18 protein-coding genes are annotated in these 18,021 nt (G+C 46.0%); 13 read left to right on the top strand and 5 right to left on the bottom strand.

The features are described 5' to 3' along the window. The first annotated feature begins 223 nt into the window (after positions 1-223). The 3 genes from QUA16_RS23455 (at position 224) to QUA16_RS23445 (ending at position 5,067) form a co-directional block, all read left to right on the top strand. A complete protein-coding gene (locus QUA16_RS23455; RefSeq protein ID WP_333106906.1) occupies positions 224-1,177 on the top strand; it encodes a hypothetical protein in 954 nt (317 codons plus the stop codon). Positions 1,178-1,258: 81 nt separating this feature from the next. Beyond that, complete coding sequence (locus QUA16_RS23450; RefSeq protein WP_445299832.1) at positions 1,259-1,531, top strand: hypothetical protein; 273 nt, start codon at positions 1,259-1,261, stop codon at positions 1,529-1,531. Positions 1,532-1,899: 368 nt separating this feature from the next. Continuing rightward, a complete protein-coding gene (locus QUA16_RS23445) occupies positions 1,900-5,067 on the top strand; it encodes an MFS transporter (RefSeq protein WP_333106903.1) in 3,168 nt (1,055 codons plus the stop codon). Between the two features lie 56 nt (positions 5,068-5,123). Here QUA16_RS23445 and QUA16_RS23440 read toward each other — a convergent pair whose 3' ends face one another. Continuing rightward, the gene (locus QUA16_RS23440; protein WP_333181352.1) at positions 5,124-5,291 is read right to left on the bottom strand and encodes a hypothetical protein; all 168 of its coding nucleotides are present in this window, start codon (positions 5,289-5,291) and stop codon (positions 5,124-5,126) included. A 180-nt stretch (positions 5,292-5,471) separates the two neighbouring features. Continuing rightward, complete coding sequence (locus QUA16_RS23435; protein WP_333106902.1) at positions 5,472-6,062, bottom strand: Uma2 family endonuclease; 591 nt, start codon at positions 6,060-6,062, stop codon at positions 5,472-5,474. Positions 6,063-6,350: 288 nt separating this feature from the next. Here QUA16_RS23435 and QUA16_RS23430 point away from each other — a divergent pair, with 288 nt between their 5' ends. Continuing rightward, positions 6,351-6,830 carry an orange carotenoid protein N-terminal domain-containing protein gene (locus QUA16_RS23430; RefSeq protein ID WP_333106900.1) on the top strand — a complete coding sequence of 160 codons (480 nt, stop codon included), beginning with the start codon at positions 6,351-6,353 and terminating at the stop codon, positions 6,828-6,830. Positions 6,831-7,056: 226 nt separating this feature from the next. On the opposite strand, the gene QUA16_RS23425 is transcribed toward QUA16_RS23430, so the two are convergent. Then, positions 7,057-7,731 carry an acetoacetate decarboxylase family protein gene (locus tag QUA16_RS23425; protein ID WP_333106899.1) on the bottom strand — a complete coding sequence of 225 codons (675 nt, stop codon included), beginning with the start codon at positions 7,729-7,731 and terminating at the stop codon, positions 7,057-7,059. Between the two features lie 204 nt (positions 7,732-7,935). Between QUA16_RS23425 and QUA16_RS23420 the strand changes: the two genes are divergently transcribed. The 3 genes from QUA16_RS23420 (at position 7,936) to QUA16_RS23410 (ending at position 11,036) form a co-directional block, all read left to right on the top strand. Next, a complete protein-coding gene (locus tag QUA16_RS23420; RefSeq protein WP_333106898.1) occupies positions 7,936-8,598 on the top strand; it encodes a glycerol-3-phosphate ABC transporter substrate-binding protein in 663 nt (220 codons plus the stop codon). 324 nt (positions 8,599-8,922) lie between these two features. Next, the gene (locus tag QUA16_RS23415; protein WP_333106897.1) at positions 8,923-9,774 is read left to right on the top strand and encodes a hypothetical protein; all 852 of its coding nucleotides are present in this window, start codon (positions 8,923-8,925) and stop codon (positions 9,772-9,774) included. Beyond that, positions 9,771-11,036 (top strand): tetratricopeptide repeat protein, encoded by a 1,266-nt coding sequence (locus tag QUA16_RS23410; protein WP_333106896.1) that lies wholly within the window; start codon positions 9,771-9,773, stop codon positions 11,034-11,036. Before QUA16_RS23415 ends, QUA16_RS23410 begins: the two co-directional genes overlap by 4 nt. A 224-nt stretch (positions 11,037-11,260) precedes the next feature. Here the strand turns inward: QUA16_RS23410 and QUA16_RS23405 are convergent, their stop codons facing one another. Both QUA16_RS23405 and QUA16_RS23400 read right to left on the bottom strand, forming a co-directional pair. Then, positions 11,261-12,742, bottom strand: coding sequence for an S-layer homology domain-containing protein (locus QUA16_RS23405; RefSeq protein ID WP_333106895.1), 1,482 nt, complete (start codon positions 12,740-12,742; stop codon positions 11,261-11,263). Positions 12,743-12,930: 188 nt separating this feature from the next. Beyond that, positions 12,931-13,605: a polysaccharide deacetylase family protein gene (locus tag QUA16_RS23400; RefSeq protein WP_333106894.1), complete on the bottom strand. Its 675-nt coding sequence runs from the start codon at positions 13,603-13,605 to the stop codon at positions 12,931-12,933. 79 nt (positions 13,606-13,684) lie between these two features. On the opposite strand from QUA16_RS23400, the gene QUA16_RS23395 reads away from it, so the two are divergent. The 6 genes from QUA16_RS23395 (at position 13,685) to QUA16_RS23370 (ending at position 17,882) form a co-directional block, all read left to right on the top strand. Beyond that, positions 13,685-13,978, top strand: a complete 294-nt coding sequence (locus QUA16_RS23395; RefSeq protein ID WP_333106892.1) for a DUF433 domain-containing protein — start codon at positions 13,685-13,687, stop codon at positions 13,976-13,978. Continuing rightward, positions 13,975-14,346 (top strand): DUF5615 family PIN-like protein, encoded by a 372-nt coding sequence (locus QUA16_RS23390; RefSeq protein WP_333106891.1) that lies wholly within the window; start codon positions 13,975-13,977, stop codon positions 14,344-14,346. Before QUA16_RS23395 ends, QUA16_RS23390 begins: the two co-directional genes overlap by 4 nt. 175 nt (positions 14,347-14,521) lie before the next feature. Then, entirely contained in the window at positions 14,522-15,289 is a 768-nt protein-coding gene (locus tag QUA16_RS23385; RefSeq protein WP_333106890.1) for a ChaB family protein, read from the top strand. 287 nt (positions 15,290-15,576) lie between these two features. Next, positions 15,577-15,735 carry a rubredoxin gene (gene rd / locus QUA16_RS23380; protein ID WP_333106888.1) on the top strand — a complete coding sequence of 53 codons (159 nt, stop codon included), beginning with the start codon at positions 15,577-15,579 and terminating at the stop codon, positions 15,733-15,735. 24 nt (positions 15,736-15,759) lie between these two features. Then, complete coding sequence (locus QUA16_RS23375; protein ID WP_333106886.1) at positions 15,760-17,025, top strand: NAD(P)/FAD-dependent oxidoreductase; 1,266 nt, start codon at positions 15,760-15,762, stop codon at positions 17,023-17,025. Between the two features lie 179 nt (positions 17,026-17,204). Beyond that, on the top strand, positions 17,205-17,882 hold the full coding sequence (locus QUA16_RS23370; RefSeq protein WP_333106885.1) for a hypothetical protein: 678 nt from the start codon (positions 17,205-17,207) through the stop codon (positions 17,880-17,882). Positions 17,883-18,021: the final 139 nt, after the last annotated feature.

Raw genomic sequence — 18,021 nt, 5'->3', positions numbered from 1 at the left:
CCGGATTCATCCGTCCAGAAATAAAAAACCTGTATCCGATGAAACTTGCCCCCCGAATTTCTCCGTGGGATCAATGCTTCAATTCTTTAATCTAAAATCTAAAATCTAAAATGGATTGACCTGATTCAAAAAACAATGCAACTTTAGGCAAGCGCAAAACCCATATCCAGTAACTAATTCTCAATCTACAATCTACAATCTAAAATCTAAAATCTAAAATCGCATGACCAGATTCATCCACGACCAATTTGCTAAACAGTATTTGAAAGAACTATTAACCCCTCTCGGTAATGTAGAAACCAGCCGGGATGTCGCTGGAGAAGTAAGGCAGGTTGACGTTTTATTTTCCCCGAAAGCAGAACCGGAAGTCGAAGCAACAGCCCTCGGCATTTTGGGTCAAATTGCAGCAAAACCCGCTGTATTTGAACCCTTCCGCAGCCCTGTCCAAATCGGAGAAATTCGCAGTTGTCTGGGCAAACTCTTCGATATCCACGGCGAATTTGAACGCGCGGCAGTTAGAGAAAATACCCGGATTGCAGAGGCAGACTTGCCCCAACTTTGGATACTGTCGCCGACTGTTTCCGACACGATATTAGCTGGATTTCGAGCGATTCCCGAACCGGAAAATTGGGTAAGTGGAGTTTATTTTATGGGCCCATCTCTGAAAGCAGCGATTATTGCCATTCACCAACTCCCCCGGACTCCAGAAACCCTGTGGCTGAGAGTTTTAGGGAAGGGAAACGTGCAGAAGCAAGCTATTGCCGAATTGAGAGAGTTACCCTCAGATAATGTCTTTCGGTTGAATGCGTTAGAATTGTTGTACAACTTGCGAACTATTTTAGAAGTTCGCCAAGACATAGATCGAGAAGATAGGGAGTTAATTATGGAACTGTCACCCCTCTACTTGCAACGGCTGGAAGATGCAACTCAGCGCGGTATCCAGCAAGGTATCCAGCAAGGTATTCAGCAAGGTATCCAGCAAGGTATTCAGCGCGCTCAACGCCTGATGGTTGAGAGTCTGCTACAACTAAAATTTGGCGAGATTGATGAAGAATTAGCCCAAATAATCGAGCCTTTGATTCAGCTAGAACCCCTCGATCGCACGCGACTAATTAGGCAGCTCGATCGCTCTCAATTACTAGCTCATTTTGAAGATACAAACCAACCGGAATCCTAACTCAGCAGCGCGCTCTACGATATGTAGGGGGCGCTAAATATCACTTTACTATTTATTATATATCTAGAAAATCGGGAGTTAATGATGGAACTGTCACCACTCTATTTACAACGACTTGAAGAAGCAACTCAGCTAGGTATTCAGCAAGGTATCGAGCAATGTATTCAGCAAAGCAAACGCGAGATTCTTGAGAGTATATTACAAGTAAGATTTGGCGAAATTGATGAAGAACTAGCCCAAATAATCGAGCCTTTGATTCAACTAGAACCTCTGGAAATCACGCGACTGAGTATGGAACTCGATCGCCCGCAATTACTCGCTCGTTTTGAGCCTGAAAATCCAACGGAATCCTAAATCGGTAGCGCACTCTACGATATGTAGAGTGCATCACATCGCACTTTACTACTATTGATAATTGGTGCGGATTGCCCCCGCATCAAACTTGCCCGTTTTATGCGAACTCTGCTGCTACCCATCCCTTAAAAAGTAATTTCTGACTTTAGACGGATTTATTTTTTAGCTTCCAGAGCCATAATAAGCAGTAAGGATGAGATCACTATAGAACTGATTTACCACTCATCCCAATGTCACTAATAAGGCCTTCCGTAAGATAAAGCCGAACCCAAACAAAACCTCATCTAAAGATTACAAACACCCCTAGAAAAAAGTTGGGGGCAATTTTCGCTATGCCGAGTTAGGCATAAAAATTAAGGAGGTAAATTATGTTTCAAAGCGAGTTATTAATGTCGCTGTACACTCCAAAACTCGATAGGGGCCAAATGCCAGTAGAAATGCCAGTACAAATGCCAGTACAAACGCCCGTAGAAATAGATGTGCCATTTGACCACCCCGATATCGGAGGGCTAATGTTTTTAAGCCCGCAGTTTTTCGTGGCCTTAATCGCCGGAGTCATTATGGCTTTCGGCTTCCAATTCCTGTTAACCAATTTCTCGATCGCCGCCAAAATCTCAAATTGGGACGAGGCTTTACCCGACGATGATGATGATGAGTCCGAAAGTTTAGGCAAGAAAGTTCGGAAAATCGAAGGTTTAGTCGGGGGTTGGATTTTAGTCACTGTTAACCTGGCTTTATTTTTGGCTTGTTTTCTGGCCGTCAAACTAACTTCAATTGCCTCGGTAGACGGAGCGGCAATTATTGGTGTGGTAATCTGGGCTGCGTACTTTTTAACCCTGGTGTGGCTCGGTTCTAGCGCCGTCGGTTCGATGATCGGTTCCTTGATAAAAACTGCTTTTTCAGGCGTTCAAGGACTCATGGGTACTGCTGGTGCTGCGATCGGCGGCAAGATGGCTAGCGACCAAATGGTCAATACTGTAGAGGCATCTGTTGCCGCTGTCCGCCGCGAGTTGAGTTCGGCGGTAGACCCGGATAGCATTCGCGAAACGCTGCAAGATTATGTGGGTTCTTTGCAGTTACCGAAACTAGATGTTAAGGAAATTCGCGGTCAATTTGAAAAGTTGCTGGGCGATGCCGATATCAAATCTCTTGCGGGAAGCGACGTTCTGAAGAATGTTAACCGCCAGACTTTTGTGGATTTAGTTAAGAGTCGCACAGACTTTTCTCAAGAGGAAATAACTCAAGTTGCTGACCAACTCGAAGCCGTTTGGAAGCAAACTTTCGGTAAGCAGCAAGAGCAGAAAGACCCGAATTTAGAGTTGGTTGATTTTCTCAAGTTTGCGGCTCCCGATTTGCTGAAGTCTGACGAACTCAACGCCAAGCTGTCTCAAATTCTGGAAAGTAGGGAAAACAAATCGGGCTCCGGCTCAGGCGGAATGAAGCGAGCGATGCAGTTGGGTGTGGAAGCTCTTGTGGGCACTGTTTTGTCGCGGACGGATTTGTCTGATTTGGATGTTGAAAAAATCTCTGGTCAGTTGCAGCAACTGACAGCCAAAGGGACGGAACAAGCTAAATCTTTGGCTTCTAAGGTGGGCGACAAAGTGCCTGCGCTGCCTTTCAATACAGCTAAGGCTGATGTGGAAAACTACTTGATGAATGCCCAACCTTGGCATCTCAACCGGGAGACAATCAAGCAGGAATTTAGGGATGTGATTTACGACCCTGAAGCTTCTCCGGGGGCAGTTTTGCGCCAGTTAGAGCTGTTTAATCCCGATTATTTTGTAGGGATTCTGGGCCGCCGCGAGGGGTTTGCTCCTGAACAGGTGACGGAAATTGCCGAACAGCTTGAAGGTGTCCGACAAGAAGTGTTGCAAATTGTGCAAGCTGCTGCGGGTGAAGAACAGTCTCAAGATTTGCGGAGTCGGATTGAGAATTATTTGCGATCGACCGGCAAGGAGGAATTGAATCCTGAAGGTATCGAGCGGGATTTCCAAGCGCTTTTGGACGATCGCGATGCTGGTTTTGAAGCTTTGCGCGATCGCCTGTCGCAGTTTAACCGCGATACTTTGGTGCAGTTGCTGGGTCAGCGGGAAGATTTCAGTCCAGAGGAAGCCGATCAGTTAATCGGGCGGCTCGAAGGTTCGCGCGATCGCGTGATTTCTAAAGCTCAAGAATTGCAAGAGCAAGCGCAATCGAAAGCTCAAGAATTGCGGCAAAAGGTAGAAGACTATCTCCGCAATACTAATAAGGAAGAACTCAATCCTGAAGCGATCGAGCGCGAGTTTCAAACGCTGTTAAACGACCCGGAAGCCGGATTCAAAGCGCTGAGAGAACGCTTGTCTCAATTCGACCGCGATACGCTGGTGCAGTTGCTGTCACAGCGCCAAGACCTCAGCGAAGAACAGATCAATCAGACGATCGACCGGATCGAATCTGTGCGCGACAACATTATCCACGCGCCGCAAATAGTTGCAGATAGAGCTAAGCAACAGTACGAGGAAGTTACTGCAAAAATTGGCGATTACCTGCGGAATACAAACCTGGAAGAACTCGATCCAGAAGCCATCAATCGGGATTTGACTAAATTGTTTGAAAATCCGAAAGAGGGTGCTTTGGCACTTCGGGACAGACTTTCTCAGGTCGATCGCGAAACTTTAGTCAAGTTGCTGTCGCAGCGGGAAGATTTGAGCGAAGAACAGATCAATCGGACGATCGATCGCGTGCAAGATTCGCTTCGCAGCATCGTGAAATCGCCCCGCCGCTTGGCCTCTCGCGCTCAAAAAACAGTCCGGGATTTCCAAGGAAGTTTGGAAAATTACTTGCGGAATACGGACAAGGAAGAACTCAATCCTGAAAGCATCAAACGCGATTTACAGTTGCTGTTTAGCGAGCCGGGAATGGGGATGCAAAGTTTGGGCGATCGCCTGAAGCACTTCGATCGATCGACTCTGGTAGCATTGCTGTCGCAGCGGGAAGACATCTCGTTCGATGAAGCTAACAGAATTGCCGACCAAATTGAATCTGTCCGCAACCAAATTGTCGAACAAGTTCAAATGGTTCAGGACAAGTTTCAGTCAGCAATGGATGGTATTTTCGGGAAAATCCGGGATTACCTCAATTCGCTCGATCGACCAGAGCTCAACTACGAAGGCATCAAGCGGGACTTGCGTAAAGTGTTTGACGACCCGCAGGCAGGATTTGACGCGATTAAAGAGCGTTTAGGTGAGTTCGATCGCGGTACTTTAGTTGCCCTGCTGAGTTCTCGTTCCGATATTTCCGAGACAGACGCTCACCGAATTGTTGACCAAATGGAAGGAGCCCGGGACAGCGTTTTATTGCGATCGGAACGCCTGCAAAATGAAGCCAAAAAACGCATCAAACAGCTCAAGAACAAGACCAAGCAGCAAGCCGAAGATGCGCGCGAAGCGGCAGCCGCAGCAGCTTGGTGGCTGTTCGGTACGGCTCTGACTTCTGTGGTTGTTTCCGCTTTGGCTGGAGCAATAGCAGTCAACGGGATTTCGGGTTTGTTTAGCTAGATTTTCAACGAGTTTGAAATAAAGTTCTCCTGATTCTAGGCTGGCTGTTTGCCAGCCTATTTTCTTTGACTGACAGCCCATTTGTTTGGTGTGGCATAATTGCAGAAGGATTTTAATTCTTTTGTGGGATGGGCGTCCCGCCCGTCCGGTGTATTGTCAAAGCAGGCGGGACACCCCACAATAATCATCCTCAAATTGTGCAACGCCTTTGTTTGGTGTGGCATAATTGCAGGATAATTTTGATGGTTTTGTGGGATGGGCGTCCCGCCCGTCCGGTGTATTGTCAAAGCAGGCGGGACACCCCACAATAATCATCCTCCAATTGTGCAACGCCATTTTTTTAGTCCGCCCGACCCTAGATCCTGCCACGTAAACTGCGGCGGATTTTGTTTATGTAGCGAATTCTATTCGCCGAGAAAACTAGGAGGAAATACTTTAGATAAATCGAGGGACAAATCCCCAAAATTAGGGAGGGCAACTGTCTCGTTAGGCAGAAAAATTCTCTTGACGCGATAACCAAATTTGCCTTGCGAATTCTGATAAGGTTCGCTGTAACATTCCAAACAAATTTCTAATAAATTAAATATCCAATAATCAGAGATACCCGCTTCAGCATAAAGGGGCCACTTGACTTGTTTGTCGTAATTCAAAGAAGAATCCGCAATCTCAATCAGTAACAATATATCCGCTGTTGTGGGGTGACAGGATAAATAGTCATCAGGGCGATTTTGCACGATCGCGCGATCGGGTTCTGGTTCGCTGTCATCAGGCAGAATAATCGGTTGTTGTCCTCGCAGTGTCGCCCTTTCTCCCAGCAGCTTAAATAACTCGCGTTCCAACCGTGTCTCGCAAACAGAATGAGCGGTACCTTTAGCAGCCAGGTTGACAAGTTCTCCCTGGATTAACTCAACTCGATCTTCCTCACCAAAGAACCCCAGTTCTGTCAGGCGGTGATATTCCGCTATGGTGAAGCGTTTTGCAGTTGCGATCGACATAACAGCCACCTCAATACAGGTATGTTGCGATTATAGGCGATCGGCGATCGGCTAAACAATGCTAATCATGAGAGCCGCTAACAACAATCTTGTCAAATTTGCCTCATCCTTTGGTTGCAAATTTTCCCAATTTTGGTGAATTTACTCCCCGAACTTATGTCCGGGATCATCTCTGTCTTAAGCAAGATTCTCGCATCACTATTTATTAGGTACTTTAACTTAAGTAGCAAACAAAAGTTTTCTCACAAATAAGAAAACTGAGCAATACATATTATTTTGGAGGCTTGAATGACCTTTACTACTACCAGTGCTTACGACCAAGGAAAAGCAGATATTAAGAAGTTGAGTGTAGACGACCAATTAGGTTTGCTGTGGTTTGTTTACACCCAAATGGGCAAGTCAATAACGCCAGCGGCTCCGGGTGCTTCCGGTTCCGAAATCGCTCAGGGTTTGTTCGAGCAAGTCAAGCCTCTGCCCCACCCAGAACAACTACAAGTAATGCGGGACATTGCCTCCAAAGCCAATACCGAAATCAGCCGGATGTACGGCTCAATGAGTCCTGAAACCAAGCTGGCTTTTTGGTATTTCCTAGCAGTAGGAATGGACGAAGGAACTATTATTCCTGTGCCTCCAGACTATCAACTTCCCGACGCAGGAAAAGCTTTATTAGGAAAGATTGAGGGCATGGATTTCCAGCAGCAAATTGATTTCCTTCGCGGTACAATTTTAGAAATGGGTGCTGAAGCCGCTCCGGGGGCTGGCATTTAAGAATAAGACTTACGAAAAAAAAACCCGGTTTCTCGGAGAATATTGGGGGCTGCAACGAGGCATCTAAGAAGAAACCGGGTTTTTAGCCGTTTGATGCCTAAGTCCTCAAAAAGATTAGTAAGTAGATCAAACTAATACGCCGCGCCAGAAACCCGGTTTCTTGAAGACGCCGGGTTTCTGGCTGTTGTGTTTTTTTAGGTTTACGGCGAAGATCCGCACTTTACAGCTAATAACTGAATTCAACGGCTCTGTTTCCCACAACTTCCGGTGCCCCTGCAATTAAACGCATATCTTCGCAGCCAAAAGTTAGCAAGGGCTGACCTAAGTTTAAACTGGCAAAAGGACTTTCGTCTGGCACTTCTAACTGGCCTCTAATCAAGCCGATTCTAGAGCCAAATTCTCCTTTAAATAATAGCAAATTGCTGCTGTCAGCGCTGAAAACATTTCCGCTCAAAGACAGCGGTAAAGCTAAAGTTTGCTTGCTGTAATTGAAAGTGCACAGTTGACGGTTTCCTTGGCTAACTGTGACGCGGTAGCCTAGCGGTGCTGCTTTTACCGAATCGCTACCTTCCCAACTAAATTGAGCTAATTCTTTAGGAAGTCCCCAAATTTCCCGCCCGCCGGCTACCGAGTTAGGGTTGTCTACGTAAATATGGGAAATCCAAGCGCCCCATTTTCCTGCATAATTGGCGATCGCGCTAACTACAATTAACTCATTGTACTCCATCACCGAACCCAACCCATAGGAGGATATATAAATGCCACCTAGGGTTTTTCCTGGCAATAAAGAGACAATTTCTAACTCAGAGGGAACCAAGGGGCGCACTCGTGCCACATCTACCAATTGTAAAGTCCCAACAGCATAACCTTGCAGATGCCAAGGCGCAGATGGATATACCATTTTCAGTGATGAAATTTATGATATTTTATATTTATTTTAACTTAGCTTATCAAAAAGCAACAGTTTGTGGTATCTCTTTACAAAATCTTAGTAATTTTACATATAAAAAAGATTAATGTATTGATGGCAGGCAAACAGTTGACATTCTAGATCAAGTTAAATATGCTCTATCTAGTGAATATTTATAAGGAAACCTAAACCTGTATGCTGACATCTTACAAACCAGATGTTTTCGATAGTTTAGAGCATTTTTTCACGGCGAGAGACCTGCTAGAGCAAGCCCAGGACAACATGACCGAACTGGGTGCTATCATCCGCAGTCACGGTTTGCAAAAGCAGGTAGGTATTTGCTTACTTCACAAACACTTTGACCTGGCGGATAACGAAAGGTTGGTTGAAGAGTTTGACGGCAACAATGCTTATGTCAAGCCGACAGCAGAATACGGCGATGCTATTCCGTATATGTGGAAGGTTGAAAAAGATCAAGCATCAGGCGACTGGGTTTGGTTTCCCTTAGAATTTGTCCGCGTTAGTGAAGCTGTGTCGGCAGCAATTAAACGGTCAGAAGCAGTTGTCAACAACTCAGAATTTCTCAATGAAATTGCAGGTAAACTGTCCGAATTGGCGATGACTGATATGTTCGGCATCAGCATTTTGCACCGTGATGCAATTAAAGTTGCTGAGGGCGAAATTTTGGTAGAAAGCACAGACGATGAAGCCCGCGTTTTGACTTTTTCCTCAGTTCCCCGACAGGATGTTGACCGCGCGACTTTAACGCAAACTCTCTGGCAGTTTCCCAATGCTGAAGGGTTTGAGGTAGGAGCTATGTGCACTCACTGCACTCACTGCACCCATTGCACTCATTAGGCAAGATTACTAAAGGATAAAAAGTACATACCAGAGGTAGGGAGACGGCAGTGCCGTCTCCCTACTAAAAATTGCGTATATACAGCACTTTTGGTGGTAAATGATGTACATACCAGAGGTAGGGATAGTCCCTACGGGGATCGATAGGCGAGTGTACTTCATAAAGGTGGAATTTGCTGTATTGCAGGTTTACACAGCGCACCTTACCGCTAGAAGTACCACGTCAAACTACTTTTTACCTAAGTCCTGAAACTCCGAAGAAAAAACTAAAGTCCAGACTACAAACTGGTTTTTTTGATAATTGCGATTAATAAATATTAAATAATGCCCAGTCTCCGTCAAAGTATAGTAATTTATCGCTGCCAAAATCTGGAGTCAGAAACTACACAGCAAGAGTTTCCAATTCGAGTGTGGCTGAGTTCGGGCACTCAGCTAGCTTTTGACAGCGTACCCGATCGCATTCAGTATTGCGAAGGGGCTTTTATGCCAAAAGAACCTTGGAGGGAACCAACACCGGCAGAGTCTGCACTGCTTTGGGTTGATGAACCCCCACCGCCATATTCGGGTATAGGAATTGTGCGTTTACCGCCGGAGGTTTTAGCTTTGTTTGCTGCTGCCGGTATAGCTTCCCTAACAACTCCGCTACAGGTTGCTGAGTTTAAATCCGAGGAAAAATGTCGTCAGGCACTCGATAAATTAATTGAGTATTTTCAGCCTTTTTGTCTCTCGGATGCCCCGCCGATTATTAACGGTATGGGAGGCAGGCAGCCGGGATTGAGTACGGCAACAATTGATAATAAACGCGGTTGCCGCAATGGTTTGCATACTGATAATTGGGACGGGTTGCCGCTGGCGAAAAAGCAGGAGGCTACTAATCGGATTTGCCTGAATTTAGGGCAGGACAGCCGTTATTTTTTGTTTGTGAATTTGACTGAGATGGAGATTTTTGAAATGCTGGGGTGCCCTGATTCTGATATTGGAAAACCTTGGACACGACACTTAACCAATAAGTTTATGCAGCGCTATCCAGAATATCCGGTGGTGAAGCTGAGAATTGCACCGGGCGAGGCTTATATTGCACCGACTGAGAATATGATTCACGATGCTTCTACTGCCGAAATGAAGCACTTGGATGTTAAGGTAATGATGCGCGGTTATTACAGGATTCCAGCATGAGTTTGGCCGATGGCACTTTTACAGATACTTTTACAGATACTTTTACAGATAGTTTGAAGGATGAGGGAAAATTGCAGGAGTCGATCGCCCTTTACAAACAGTCGATCGCCCAAAATCCCAATTCGCCCTCAGCTTACCACAATTTAGGCAAAGCGCTGCAACAAAACGGGCAAATTGCAGAGGCTGTCGCCTGTCACCAAAAAGCCATTCTCCTCCAACCAAACTTTACTGCCGCTTACTTCCCCTTGCTGTACGCGCCGCTGCCTAAAGATTCTCCTCTCATTGACAGCCTGGTTGCTCTTTACCGCGAAGTTATCGAGATTTTGCCAAATTTTCCATTAGCCTATATTAACTTGGCTGTAGCGCTGAGCAAGCAGGGAAAAATTCAGGAGTCGATCGCACTTTTTCAAACTGCAGTCCGCTTGCAAACAGTCGCATCTCGCCCGCAACTGTCGCAAGTAGAATGGAATTGGGCCTCATCGCGTGAAGCGCAGCTATCCCCTAGGGAATCGGCAGATTTCATTATCATCGGTTCTCCCCGTTGCGGCACAACTTCTCTCTACAAATATATCACTTCGCACCCTCAGATTTTAGCGGCAGCCCATAAAGAAATCTGTTTTTTTTCCGAACATTTCAACAAGGGAATAGATTGGTATCGATCCCATTTCCCGCCGCCAATAGAGGCGCATCATTTTTTGACAGGAGAAGCAACTCCGACTTATCTTACTCACCCGCTGGCTGCGGAAAGATTGCACGGTTGTTTGCCCCAAGTTAAGCTGATTGTGATTTTGAGAAATCCGGTCGATCGGGCTTTTTCGCACTATCAAATGCTGGTGAGGCGCGGTACTGAACACAGAAGTTTTGAAAAGGCGATAAATTCCGAGTTGCAATTGCTTGCTGGTGCAACTGAAACTTGTTTAGAAGATAGAAATAATTGGAAAGATTGTCATTATATTTATAAGAGTCTTTATGCTTGCAGTCTCAAACAGTGGATGAAACTTTTCCACCGGGAACAGTTTTTGATTTTGCAAAGTGAAGAATTTTATGCCAATCCGGCTGCGACACTCAAACAAGTTTTTGAGTTTTTAGATTTGCCAGATTTTCCACTCGGGAATTATCAAAAGTACAACGGTGGTGATTATCAGCCTGTGGATGATGCTGTCAGCCAGCGATTGCGCGAGTATTTTCAGCCGCACAATCGGAAATTAGATGAATATTTGAATTCTGTAGGGGCGGGTTTCACCCACCATACGTGGCTGTAACTAAAGATTTAAATAAACCCGCCCCCACAAAGCGGTAAATCATCATGTACATTTTTTCGATTAGTATCGAAAGAAAAATTGACGTGGGTTATCTGTTGTGTGGGGGCGGGTTTAGTAATATTGTTAGTGAGAATTAAATATTATTCGTAAAACCCGCCCCTACATACACTATCCGTATTAATGCGCGTTAATCGGCTTAAATCTGCGGTTAAAAACCTCCCAATCTACTTACTAGCATAACCCGTGCTCACCAAAAACTCGCGCAACTTCCCAAAGAATTGAGTGCGATCGCGCCCTTGATAAACCCTCTCCAACAACTGCCAACCTTCCGCCTCCTGGCCCATGACATACTTGTTCGCCATGAAGGCCGCCAACACCCCTTTTACCTCCCCATTTTCACTCAGACGCTTGTTAGATTCCAGCCAAAGCTCAGCAGAATTCGTGTATACTTCCACCGGATACTGTTTGCTAACATCTTGCATTTTACCTTGGCGGTACTGCCAAATTTGCAGCGGGAAGCGAGAATCAGCATAATTTGTAAAAGCCTCCGCAAATCGCCCGTCCTGACTCTTAAACTCTGGGATATCATTTTTGCCAAAATCGACTATTTCGTAACTCACATTGCCCCAGAAATGCTTGATATGAGTGTATTTGTTAGCTGCAGAGTCGTAGCGGTAAATAAACGAATAATTGCAGCAGCGGACGCCACTTTTGATTGACACTAAATCTGCTAGCACTTCCGGTTCCTTGTCGCCGTCCAAATCACGGATTAGTAGCGATAAAAAACGTCCTTCCGATACTTCTTCGGTGGCTTTTTTGTCTGGATTATCTACTAGAGAGCGAGTCGGAACCAGCACTGGTTCTTCTAATAAAGTTTTACCGTCCCGGATAATTCTGATGCGGAGATTTTTAGCATTTTCTGCTTCTTTTACGAAAGAAACTTCCGCCCGAACTTTCCCTGCTTCCGAGGTTTCTGTTGTTCTCGGCGGGCCGATATTCGCCGGAACTTGGGCGATATATTGGGTAGGAACTAAGGCAGTTTGGCCGGGTTTGGCGATCGCCTGACAGAAAAAAGTTGCTACTTCGGCGCGAGTAGCATTGCGTGTAGGTTCTAGCTGTTTAACAGCCGGATAATTCACCACAAGTTGTTTTTCTGTGGCGGCGGCGATCGCACTTCTGACCAGTTCGGGAATTTGCGGCGCATCCTCAAAAGTCGCATCCAAAATCTCAGCCGCCGGCCCCGTAGGTGTATATTTCAAGCCGCTGGTTAAAGCTACCAAAGCCTGCCAGCGGGTAATATTCAAAGTGGGGTTAAAGATACTGCCACTGTATCCCGACATAAAACCCGTCTGATAAGCTTCTCGAATTGCTTTAAAACCCCAGTAATTTGTAGGAATATCTGCAAAGTCGATCGGAGCTCGGACGGTTTTGGCATCGGGAAAAGCCCTGCGAACCATCGCCGCAAACTCAGCGCGGCTGACGGGGCGATTCGGGCGAAAAGTGCCGTCTTCGTAGTAGCCACTGATGATTTTTTTCTGTGCTAACTCCTCTATGCAAGCTTGCGCCCAATGGTCGTTAACATCCTTAAATTTGGCTTGAGCCAATGCCGGGGGTACATTCAGACCCGGAAACACCAAATTCCCGATGATTATCCCCAGGGCTACCAATAAACCGATGATAGCTTGCCATCTGTGCGATCGAATCATAGAACAGACTCCTCTACTTACAAATTGGCGATCGAAACCGAAGCAAATTTTATAGAATACTAGGTATTTTAACCTACTTCTCTTAACATACTCATGACTTGCGCCTTCACAGCCGCGCAGTGATTCCGAGGATTGCGAAGCAATTTCAAACCTTGGCTATTGCTGCGCTTGGGATTGCAGTGACACAATCAGGCAGAAACTTGTTCCCACAGTCGATCGACTGTCACGAATTTGTAACCTTTATACAAAAGCAATGGAATTATTTTATCCGCCGAAGCTGCCACATCTTCACCGCCGCAATAGCCGTCGTGCAGAACAATAATTGAGCCGTTTTCAGTTTGCTGCACGACGCGACTAATAACTTTCCTAACCCCCGGTCGCACCCAATCTTCCGGGACAACACTCCACATTACAGGGCGATATTCCCACTGTTGCAATAACTCTAATGTTCGCGGCGTAAAAATGCCGTTGGGTGGCCGCACGTCCAGGATTAATTTTGGGTCTAAATCGCAAGCTTTGGCAATTGCTTTCTGCGTGTCTTCTAAACTTTTTTTTAGTTCGTGGGTTTTGAGTTTGGGAAACGATATATGCTGATAGCCGTGGAGACCGATCCAGTGTCCGCGATCGCACACTTCTTTAGCCATTTCAGGATGCCGATCGACGCAAAAACCTAGCCAGAAAAAACTCGCTTTGATGTCGTACTTATCTAAAACTTTTAACACTTGAGGTGTGTGCTGACGGTGCGGCCCGTCGTCAAATGTGAGGGCAATTTCTCGGCTGTTGATATCTCCCGTCCACAGACATCCGGGAAAAGCCGATTTGAGAATGGGATGAACGACAGGAAACAGGGGTGCTAATGGCATTGATTAACCTGGATAAATGCGATCGGGTAGAAATGAAGCTGCGTTACAATAGAATAAAGTTAACTCAATCTAGGTAAATATGACAACTGCCGTTGATATAGGAACGCTAATTGTCCGCACGCCCGGAACTTGCGGCGGCCGCCCACGAATTGCAGGAACTAGAATTACGGTACAGAATATTGCTATTGATTTTAATGCCGGGATGACTCCACAGCAAATCATTGATGAAATACCGCATTTGACTTTAGCACAAATTTATGCAGCACTCACTTACTATTACGCGAACAAGGAAGCAACGGACGCCGAAATAGCAGCTTACTACGAAGAGTATGACCGTTTGGAAGCAGAATATATGGCAGGTAAGCTATCGTGAGCCGAATTTGTTTATACATGGATGAGGATATTCTCCAACGCTCGCTGATACTCGCTCTGCGAACCTCTGGTGTAGACGTAATAACTACCTCGGACGCTAACAAGCTTAGCTGTTCTGATGAGGAACAACTGATCTGGGCCGCGGAGCAAGGGCGTGCCATATACAGTTTCAACACTAAAGATTTTTGTCGTTTGCACAGTACCTTTATTGCCCAAAATATCGGTCATGCTGGAATTATTATGGGAGTGCAACAGCGGTACTCGATTGGCGATCAGTTGCGGGGGGTTTTTAACTTGATTGCTGCTAAGTCAGCCGAAGAAATGATAAATCAATTGGTGTTTTTAGCTGAGTACATTAGATATGAATAAAAGCTTGAAATAACCGATTGCACCGGAAACTACCAGCCTCTTTAACTCCTTTGATATAGACTCAATCTAGCCACAGTCGCATCGACCTCTATCTCGCGGTCGATGCGATCGCCCTACAGTCTCTTCCTATACTAAAAACTAGCACAACTAATCTACCAACCATCAAGGAGGAACAATGACCGAGGAATATTTAGCCGAACGAACAGTTTCAGCCGTATTTAAGGAAGAAGAACAATTAGACGGCGTAATTCGGCGGTTGCTCGATCGCGGAGTTTCCCGCGACCACATCTCAGTAATGGGAAAAAACTTTCAATCTAAAACTAAAATTGCCGGCTTTATTACTAAAAAAGATGTAATTTTAGGCGGTCTGCGAAGCGGGGCAATTTTTGGTTCCTTATTCGGTTCTTTTTTGGGTTTGCTAACTGGCGTCGGCGTGCTGTTTATTCCCTTTGTTGGCGCAGTAGTATCGGCGGGCCCGCTGGGTGCGGTACTGTTGGGTGCAGCTAGCGGGGCGATCGCAGGTTCGGCCGGTGCGGGTCTTGTTTCCGCTTTAGTCGCTGTGGGAATGCCCGAAGACAAAGCAACTATCTATCAAACGCGCGTTGAAGCTGGCGAATTTCTCGTGATGGCAGAAGTCGCCGCCGACCGATCGGGCGAATTTCAACTCTTGCTAGAAAGTGCAGGTGGCGAAGAAGTTTCAGTTAGCGAAATGACGCTGCCGCGCGCCGTCAAAGGTCGCTGCAATAGTCCGGCAGACTTATCTCCAGAAGTGCGATCGCACCTGTCGGAAGCCGCTCAAAAAACCTTTATGGAATCCTACAACGCCGCATTTGACGAAAGCAACGACTCGATACAAGCGGAACACACCGCTTGGGACGCCATTCACCAGCAGTACCAAGAAGATGAAAGCGGCGTTTGGACTAAGCCTTTAGCGAAAGTCTAGTCTTCCAATCGCCGTAAACTAATAAAAAATACAATCAAGCCTCTAGAACTGCGGTTTTGGAGGCTTTGACGATTTTAGATTTTAGATTTTAGATTTTAGATTTTAGATTTTAGATTTTATAATTGTGCAAGACTTAATTAGATTTTAGATTTTATAAATGTGCAAAATTTAATTTTTAATAATTGGGGAATTGCCGAAAGTCGAATTACGTTTGGAAATGGGTATTGCACTAGGTTGCGTTGTCAAGTACAATCTATAGGCTTACAATATAAAATTGAGTTAAGCAAATGCAAAAATACGTTTGTACAGTTTGCAATTACGTCTACGATCCTGAAGTAGGCGACCCCGACGGAGGCATAGATCCCGGTACTGCCTTTGAAGATATCCCCGACGATTGGGTTTGTCCCACTTGCGGGGCGGCAAAATCCGATTTTGAACCAGAATAAGCGAGAAAAAATTTGTCCGATCGAATGCTCAAAATTACAGTCATAGGTGGCGGTGCTGCAGGTTTTTTTAGTGCAATTACCTGTGCCAAAACCTACCCGCAGGCCCGCGTCACTTTACTAGAAGCTGGCCGGCAACTCCTGGCAAAAGTTCGCATCTCTGGCGGCGGGCGCTGCAATGTGACTCACGCTTGTTTTGACCCTGGTGTTTTAGTGCAGAATTACCCCAGAGGAGGGAAAGCTCTGCGCGGTGCTTTTACTCGATTTCAACCCCGCGATACTGTAGAATGGTTTGCCGGTCACGGTGTGAAGTTGAAAACAGAAGAAGACGGGCGAATGTTTCCGATTACAGACGATTCGGCGACAATTGTTAACTGTTTGATCCGGGCTGCTGAGGATGCAGGCGTTAAAATTCGCACGGGTGATGCAGTCGTTTCAGTAAAGAAATTAACGGGCAACAGCGCAGAGGGCGAACAGGGGGACACCGCCCCTAGGTTTGAAATTGAGTTGAAGTCGGGGGAGAGTTTTAAGTGCGATCGCATTCTTCTCGCTACAGGCAGCAATCCATTGGGTTATAAGTGGGCAAAAGAGTTAGGTAATACTGTAGAACTGCCCGTTCCTTCTCTATTTACTTTTAATATTTCCGACAGCAGAATCAAAGATTTAGCCGGAATTTCTGTTCCTAATGCTAAGGTGAAATTGCCGGGAGCTAAATTAGAACAAAGCGGGCCTTTGCTAATTACTCACTGGGGTTTAAGCGGGCCGGCTGTACTCAAACTTTCGGCTTGGGGTGCGAGATTTTTGCACGATCGCCATTATAAAACCTCTGTGCTGATTAATTGGCTTCCCCAGTACAATGCGGAAGTTTTGCGGCAGCAACTACTAGCAGTTAAGTCGCAGTTGTCGCACCGATTGATTGTCTCTAGCTGTCCCTTTCCGGTGCCGCGCCGCCTCTGGGAACGCTTGACAAGTTCGATCGGCATTGATGAGCAAAAACGCTGGGCCGACTTATCTAACAAAACCCTCGATCGCCTCCTGCAAGAACTCGTTCAAGGCGAATATCAGATTACTGGAAAAGGCGCATTTAAGGAAGAATTCGTCACCTGCGGCGGTGTCAACCTCAAAGAAGTCGATTTTAAGACAATGGAAAGCCGCCACTGTCCCGGACTTTTCTTTGCTGGGGAAATCTTGGATATCGACGGGGTGACGGGCGGTTTCAACTTCCAAAGTGCCTGGACTACAGCGTGGTTGGCCGGGAACGCGATCGGCAAACCATCCGATTTTAGATTTTAGATTTTAGATTTTAGATTGGGGAATACTTGCTTTGTAAAGGTTTGGGAGTTGCGATCGGGCGATCGGCTTGCCTGTATTAATTTTTGTGTTATTTTTGAAGGAAGGCGCACCAAATGTGTGTCAACTTCAGCTTGTAGACACAATTCGCAGTTTTGCGGAGTTAACATCGGCGAATACAGATGAAAAACTTGAATCTACAAACCCTAAAGTTCGATCGCAACCTTGAGGGCCATCTTGACTCACCTTTCATCGAAAAAAATGGCTTGCTGGAATTCAACCCCAAATTTATCACTCCCGAATTTTTAACAACCTGGACGTTTGAAACACACCTGTACGACGAACAAGTTGCGATCGACCACTTTGTCATCACATTTCCCAGCCGAACCGAACTCGAAAAATACGCCGCATCTTTCCGCCCCTTCGGTGCCAAAATTGTTGAAGGTCCCGGCTTGTTCCCCATTGACTTTTGTGCGGAAAACATTAATGTTCCCTCCGACTTGTGGCTGCATTTAATTACCTTATTACTGCCAGCGGGCGGCTTAGTAGTATTAGATGCGCCCCACGCAGCGGGCGACCAAAAAAACCGCTTCCAGCAAGAAAGAGGATTAACAGCAGTCCACCACGTCGCGCTTCGAGTCGAAAACGTGCAGAATGCTGCTACAATATGGCAAAATAAAAACTTCAAACCCCTGTCCCATCGAGCTTTAGATTACGGCTCATTAACTCAGTGGTTTCTGGAAAACCCCGCCGGACAAATTATCGAATTAATCGAGCGTCGCCCCGGCAACAACGCCACCTTTGACTGCAAAAACATCGCAGGTTTGCGTCTCAGCGAAGATAAAGTCAGTAGTCAGTAGTCAGTAGTCAGTTGGCAGTAGTCAGTTGGCAGTAGTCAGTAGTCAGTAGTCATTAGTTAACGGTTAACAGTTAACAGTCAACAGTCAACAGTCAACAGTCAACAGTCAACAGTCAACAGTCAACAGTCAACAGTCAACA

This window comes from Microcoleus sp. S13_C3 (genome assembly GCF_036700905.1).
Lineage (GTDB): Bacteria > Cyanobacteriota > Cyanobacteriia > Cyanobacteriales > Microcoleaceae > Microcoleus.
This window is presented reverse-complemented; position numbering and strand designations above follow the sequence as displayed.